Below are 6450 nucleotides of genomic sequence, written 5' to 3' on the forward strand. Positions count from 1 at the left end.
GCTGTGCGACTCAACACTGTGCCACCAATGTGCCACACGCGCACACGTCATTCAACAAGGATTGGATCGGCGCACTTCAGCCGTGTCGGCGAACAATCGGGAACAAAACCGTTTCCCGAATTGACAACCCGGTGAGAACCATCAGCAGGCGATCGATGCCCATTCCTGTTCCGGTGGTCGGTGGCATCCCGTATTCCATCGCCGCGAGGAAATCCTCGTCGAGGGCCATCGCCTCGTCATCCCCGGCCGCCGCCGCCCGTGCCTGGGCCTCGAACCGCTCACGCTGCACGATCGGGTCGACGAGTTCGGAGTATCCGGTCGCCAACTCGACTCCGCGCACGTACAGATCCCACTTCTCCGTCACACCAGGAATACTGCGGTGCTGCCGGGTCAGCGGTGTGGTCTCGACCGGAAAATCCTTGACGAATGTCGGAGCCCACAACGTGTCACCGACTATGTGCTCCCACAGCTCTTCGACGAGCTTCCCGTGCCCGTAGCCACGGTCGCGCGGGATCTCCAGATCCAACCGGTCGGCAATCGCGAGTAAGTAATCCAAAGATGTGTCGGGAGTGATCTCTTCACCGAGAGCTTGCGACAGCGACGGGTACATTTGAATCGACGGCCATTCACCGTCGAGGTCATAGATTGAGCCATCCGGCAATGGCACTTGCCGGGTTCCGATCGCCTCATCCGCCACTTCTTGAATAACTTCGCGGGTGACGATCGCCGAATCGTCATACGTTCCCCAAGCCTGATAAGTCTCGAGCATGGAAAATTCCGGTGAATGCGTCGAATCGGCGCCTTCGTTTCGGAAGTTCCGATTCAGCTCGAAAACCTTCTCCAAGCCACCCACCACACACCGCTTGAGGAACAACTCCGGCGCGATCCGCAGGTACAAGTCGGCGTCCAGCGCGTTGGAGTGGGTGACGAACGGCCGCGCGGCCGCACCGCCGGCCAGCGTCTGCAGCATCGGGGTCTCGACTTCGAGGAACCCGCGGCGTTCCAGCGCATGGCGCACGGCCCGCACGACGGCGATGCGCTGCCGAGCCACCGACCGGGCCTGGGGGCGCACGATCAGGTCGACGTAGCGCTGCCGGACCCGGGACTCCTCGCTCATCTCCTTGTGTGCGACGGGCAGCGGGCGCAGCGCCTTGCTGGCCATCAACCAGGAGTCGGCCAACACCGACAGCTCGCCGCGCCGCGAGCTGATCACCTCGCCGTGTACGAACACGATGTCGCCGAGGTCGACCTCGGTCTTCCAGGCCTCCAGCGCCTCCTCGCCCACTCCGGCCAGGCTGATCATGGCCTGCAGCTGGGTGCCGTCGCCTTCCTGCAACGTGGCAAAACACAGCTTGCCCGAGTTCCGGGCGAACACCACCCGGCCGGTGACACCCACGGTGTCCCCGGTGGCGGCGTCGGCTTCCAGATCCGGATAGGCCGCCCGGATCTCGGCCAGCGAATGGGTGCGCGGCACCGCGACCGGGTAGGGGTCTTTTCCGTCGGCGAGCAGGGCCTCGCGCTTGCCCTGGCGAATCCGGAACTGTTCGGGGACGGCGTCGGCGCCCGCGTGGTCGGTATCCGGAGTATCTGCAGAGCTCACGACGTGCCAGCTTAAATGAGGTCATGACCTCGCTCCTAAACGCGGCGGCGGTGGCCGCGCTGGGCGACGACCCGGTGGACTGGCGATTCAAGGGTCTGCCCGTCGCGTGGTCGGGCCGCACCCCGGCGCAGATCTGTGCCGACACCCCCGATCTGGTCGCCGCCGGACCGCTGGGACCGGTGTGCGTGCTGTCCGCCGCCGCGCTGAGCCACAACCTGTCCACGATGGCGCGCTGGTGTGCGCGCCGCGGCGTCGAGCTCGCCCCGCACGGCAAGACGCACATGTCGCCGCAGCTGCTGGGCCGGCAGTTCGCCGCGGGCGCAACCGCGGTGACGGCGGCCACGATCAGTCAGGTACGCACCTATCGGGCGTTCGGGGTCCGCGAGGTGGTGCTGGCCAACGAGCTGGTCGACTCCGCGGGACTGACCTGGCTGGCCGCCGAGCTCGACACCTGCCCCGAGTTCCGGCTGATCTGCTGGGTGGACTCGGTGCGCGGGGTGGCACTGATGACCGAGGCGCTGCACAACGCCGGTGCCCGGCGTCACGTCGACGTCTGCGTCGAGGTCGGCGCGCCGGGCACCCGCACCGGCTGCCGGGACGACGCCACGATCGACGCGGTGACCGCTGCCGTTCTCGCCAGCCCGCGGCTGCGACTGGCCGGGGTGGCCGGCTACGAGGCGGCACTGGGCCACGACGTGTCGGCCGCCGGTGTCGAGCGGGTGCGCGAGTATCTGCTGTGGATGCGCGCGGTGGCCGACCGGCTGGCTCCGTCGTGCGAGGTGCCCGACATGGTCGTGACTGCGGGTGGCAGTACGCATTTCGACCTGGTGGCGCAGACCCTGACCGGCGACTGGCGTACCGTCCTGCGTAGCGGCGCCTACCTGACCAACGACGACGGGCTGTATCTGCGCACCTCGCCGCTGACCAGGCCCGGCGCCGGACCCGGCGGATTCGTGGCGGCGATGGCGGTGTGGGCGCAGGTGTGCTCGCGCCCGGAGCCGGGGCTGGCGTTACTGACGATGGGCCGCCGCGACGTGTCCTTCGATCAGGATCTCCCTGTGCCGCAACGAATTCTGCTCAACGGAAAGTGGTCCGACCACTGCCTGGCGGGGTGCCGGGTCGTCAAGCTCAACGATCAGCACGCGTTCCTGGAGTTGACACCGTCGGCGCAGCGGGTCGTCGACGTCGGCAGCTGGATCGCGTTCGGGGTGTCGCATCCGTGCACGGTGTTCGACAAGTGGCAGCTGATCCCGGTGCTCGACGAGCGCGGCAGGGTGATCGAGCTGGTGCGAACGTTCTTCTAGCGATTTCGGCGCGCAAACCGCCGCTGCGCGAACGAAAACGCGCCGAAATCCCTGTCAGCGGGTGCGGCGCTGGTTGTCGCGGTTGCGCTCGTAGACCATCCGCAACCCGTCGAGAGTCAGGTACTGATCGTAGTGCGACACGGTGTGCAGGTCAGGCAGCATCAGCGGCGCGGAGTGCCCGGTGGCGACGACGGCCACGTCGGAGCCGGCGAACCCGTCGACGTCCTCGCGGATGCGATTCACCAATCCGTCCACCAGGCCGGCGAATCCGAACAGCGCACCCGACTGCATGCACTCCACCGTGTTCTTGCCGACCACCGATCGCGGCCGAGTCAGCTCCACGCGGCGCAATGCCGCCGAGCGCGCGGCGGCCGCATCCGAGGACACCTGGACACCGGGAGCGATTGCCCCGCCGAGGAATTCGCCCTTGGCCGAAACCACGTCGACACAGATCGACGAGCCGAAATCGACCACGATGGCCGCCGACGAGTACTTGGCGTAGGCCGCCAGGCAGTTGACGATCCGGTCGGCGCCGACCTCCTTGGGATTGTCGACCAGAAGCGGGATGCCGGTGCGCACGCCCGGCTCGATCAGCACGTGCGGCACCGAGGGCCAGTACTGGTCGAGCATGATCCGGACCTCGTGCATCACCGAGGGCACGGTGGACAGCCCGGTCGCGCCGGTCAGCCGCTCGGAGTCGTCGCCGATCAGGCCCTCGATGGTGAGCGCCAGTTCGTCGGCGGTGACCTCTGGCTCGGTGCGAATTCGCCAGTGCTGGGTCACCTTTGCGTGATCACCTGATCCGGAGATCAGCCCGACGACAGTGTGCGTGTTGCGGACGTCGATGGCCAGCAGCACGGCTAGCCCACCGTCCGCGGTGACAGCAGACCGGTGACGTCTTCGGGCACGTACGCCGGATCGTCTCCCAGGTCGATCTGGCGGTTGTCGGCGTCGACGAACACCACCCGCGGCCGGTAGGCCCGGGCCTGCGCGTCCTCCATCACGCCGTAGGCGATCAGGATGACCAGATCCCCCGGGTGAACCAGATGGGCAGCCGCACCGTTGATCCCGATCACTCCCGTGCCGCGTTGCCCGGTGATCACATAGGTTTCCAGACGCGCACCGTTATCGATGTCGACGATCGTCACCTGCTCACCCTCGAGCAGGTCGGCGGCCTCCATCAGATCGGCGTCCACGGTCACCGAACCGACATAGTGCAGGTCGGCGTGCGTCACCGTGGCACGGTGAATCTTGGACTTCAGCATTGTCCGGAACATCAGTTCCTCCAAGTGATTTCGGGATGGTCACCATTGCCGTCCGCTCCTGGCGGGGCGGTGTCGGTCGACAGGTCGACGGCGATGTTGTCCAACAGCCGGGTGGTGCCCAGCCGGGCGGCGACCAGCAGCCGGGCTGGGCCGTAGGCCGGGGCGGGCTCCAACCGCGGCCCGCGGACCTCCAGGTAGTCGACCTCGATCGCCGGTACCTCGTCGAGCACCGCCCGCGCGGCGTCCAGTGCCGAACTCGCGCCGCCGGCAGCGGCATACATGCCGGCCAGCAGCGCCGAGGACAGCGCGGTTGCCTGTTCGCGTTCCTCGAGACTGAGGTAGCGGTTGCGCGAGGACATGGCCACGCCGTCCGACTCCCGTACGATCGGCACGCCGACGACACGCACGTCGATGTTGAGGTCGTCGACCATCTGCCGGATCAACACCAGCTGCTGATAGTCCTTCTCGCCGAAGAACGCCCGATCCGGCGCCACGATCTGCAGCAGCTTGCACACCACGGTCAGCATTCCGGCGAAATGTCCTGGTCGCGAAGCGCCTTCAAGCTGCGCGCCCAACGGCCCGGGATGCACCGTGGTGCGCGGGCCGTCGGGATACATCGCCGACACGGTCGGTGCGAACACCACCTCGACACCTTCGGCACCCAGCAGCTCCAGGTCGGAATCAAGCGTGCGCGGGTAGGCGTCGAGATCTTCACTGGGCCCGAACTGCAAGGGATTGACGAAGATCGACACCACGACCACCGCGCCGGGCACGCGCTTGGCGGCGCGCACCAGCGCCAGGTGCCCGTCGTGCAGCGCACCCATGGTGGGCACCAGCATCACCCGGCGGCCCGTGTGCCGCAGCGCGCGGGTGACGTCGGACACCGTCTTCGGCGTCGGATACACGTTGAGCTGTCCGGCGGTGAACTGCGGGCCCGCGCTCATCGTTGCCGCCCTTGCCCGGACCAGTCGGCCAACACCTCAAAAACCTCCTTGGGAGCGTGCGCACGCTGGGCGGTGCGCAGCGAGTTTGCGCAATAGGCTTGCGCCAGTTGAGAATCCACGTGATCGAGAGCAGCCAGGTGGCCGGCGACGGCGGCGGCGTCGCCGCGCGCCACCGGACCGGTCAGGGCGGCCTGACCGCGCTGCAGGGTGTTCTCCAGAGCCGCCCGGGCCAGCGGGCCGACGATCCGTTCCGCCAGCCCGCCTGGGGCCTGCACCACGAGTTCCTGGCCCAGCAACTCCTGACCGGACAGGGCGCTGCGCAGTGCGTCCAGCGCATCGGCGACCACCGTGACGATGTGGTTGCTGGCATGGGCCAGGGCCGCGTGGTAGAGCGTGCGCGCCCCCTCGGGGACCCCGAACGGCTCCCCGCCGATCTCCAGCACCAGCGACTGGGCTATCGCGTACCCGATCTCGTCGGCGGCGGTGACCCCGAAGCAGCTGTCGGACAGTCGCGCGATGTCCTCGTCGGCGCCGGTGAACGTCATCGCCGGGTGGATGGCCAGCGGCACGCAGCCCTGCTCGGCCAGCGGGCGCAAGATCGCGACACCGTTGGCGCCCGAGGTGTGCACGACGATGGTTCCGCGCCGTACCGCTGCGGTGGCGGCAAGGCCGTTGACCAGGCCGGGCAACTCGGCGTCCGGCACGGTCAGCAGCAGCAGCTCAGCCCGGTCGGCGACGTCGGGAACCGGCAGGATCTCGGTGTCGGGGAGCCGCCGCTCGGCGAGCCGACGCGACGCCGTCGAGATCGCACTGCAGGCCACCACCACGTGCTCGGCCCGTTCCAGCGCGACACCGAGCGCGGTGCCGACGCGACCGGCCGAGACGATGCCGACCTTCAGGCGGGCCGGGCGCAAGCCGCTGGGGGTCCCCACGTAGACGACCTCGCTGACGTCAATGAGTGTGTTCGTTCCGGTCCTGTGTCAGGTACCGGACGGTCCCGACAACTCTAACCCGGCCGCCGCGGCCGGATCCCGGCCAGGCGGGTGCCGACGGTTCGGGGCTCAGTCCTCGCGCCGGCGCCGGCGGCCACCACCGGTGGAACTGCCGTTGGCCTGCAGCCGGGCCAGCAGGTCGGCGACCGACTGGCCGCCGGTCTGCTCACCGTCGCGGGCCCGGCGGCGGGGTTCCTCGTCTTCCTCGCCGCGATGCCGGGCCGGCGGCGGGGCGGTCATGGCCGGCTGGCCGGGACCGGATCCGTCGACCGCATGCCGGGAGCGGGGGGCGGGTTCGGGCGGCGGCTGCATGACCGGTTCGGGTCGCGGCTGAGGTTGGGGTTC

Annotated in this window: 6 protein-coding genes and 1 pseudogene; 1 reads left to right on the top strand and 6 read right to left on the bottom strand. The window is 68.5% G+C overall.

The window, feature by feature from the left end:
• Positions 1-76: 76 nt before the first annotated feature.
• Positions 77-1600 carry a lysine--tRNA ligase gene (lysS, locus tag MSZK_RS30290; protein WP_099252216.1) on the bottom strand — a complete coding sequence of 508 codons (1524 nt, stop codon included), beginning with the start codon at positions 1598-1600 and terminating at the stop codon, positions 77-79.
• Between the two features lie 23 nt (positions 1601-1623).
• On the opposite strand from lysS, the gene MSZK_RS30295 reads away from it, so the two are divergent.
• The gene (locus MSZK_RS30295) at positions 1624-2904 is read left to right on the top strand and encodes an alanine racemase (RefSeq protein WP_099252217.1); all 1281 of its coding nucleotides are present in this window, start codon (positions 1624-1626) and stop codon (positions 2902-2904) included.
• 54 nt (positions 2905-2958) lie between these two features.
• On the opposite strand, the gene MSZK_RS30300 is transcribed toward MSZK_RS30295, so the two are convergent.
• The 5 genes and pseudogenes from MSZK_RS30300 to MSZK_RS30320 all read right to left on the bottom strand — a co-directional run.
• Positions 2959-3762 carry a type III pantothenate kinase gene (locus tag MSZK_RS30300; protein WP_099252218.1) on the bottom strand — a complete coding sequence of 268 codons (804 nt, stop codon included), beginning with the start codon at positions 3760-3762 and terminating at the stop codon, positions 2959-2961.
• A 2-nt stretch (positions 3763-3764) separates the two neighbouring features.
• Complete coding sequence (panD, locus tag MSZK_RS30305; RefSeq protein ID WP_099252219.1) at positions 3765-4181, bottom strand: aspartate 1-decarboxylase; 417 nt, start codon at positions 4179-4181, stop codon at positions 3765-3767.
• Positions 4181-5113 carry a pantoate--beta-alanine ligase gene (panC, locus tag MSZK_RS30310; protein WP_099252220.1) on the bottom strand — a complete coding sequence of 311 codons (933 nt, stop codon included), beginning with the start codon at positions 5111-5113 and terminating at the stop codon, positions 4181-4183. The genes panD and panC overlap by 1 nt, the downstream gene beginning before the upstream one ends.
• The gene (locus tag MSZK_RS30315) at positions 5110-6045 is read right to left on the bottom strand and encodes a Rossmann-like and DUF2520 domain-containing protein (protein WP_099252221.1); all 936 of its coding nucleotides are present in this window, start codon (positions 6043-6045) and stop codon (positions 5110-5112) included. Before MSZK_RS30315 ends, panC begins: the two co-directional genes overlap by 4 nt.
• A gap of 129 nt (positions 6046-6174) precedes the next feature.
• Positions 6175-6450, bottom strand: a pseudogene (locus tag MSZK_RS30320) (hypothetical protein); the annotation flags it as partial.

The sequence above is a fragment of the Mycobacterium sp. shizuoka-1 genome (assembly GCF_002723835.1).
Lineage (GTDB): Bacteria > Actinomycetota > Actinomycetes > Mycobacteriales > Mycobacteriaceae > Mycobacterium.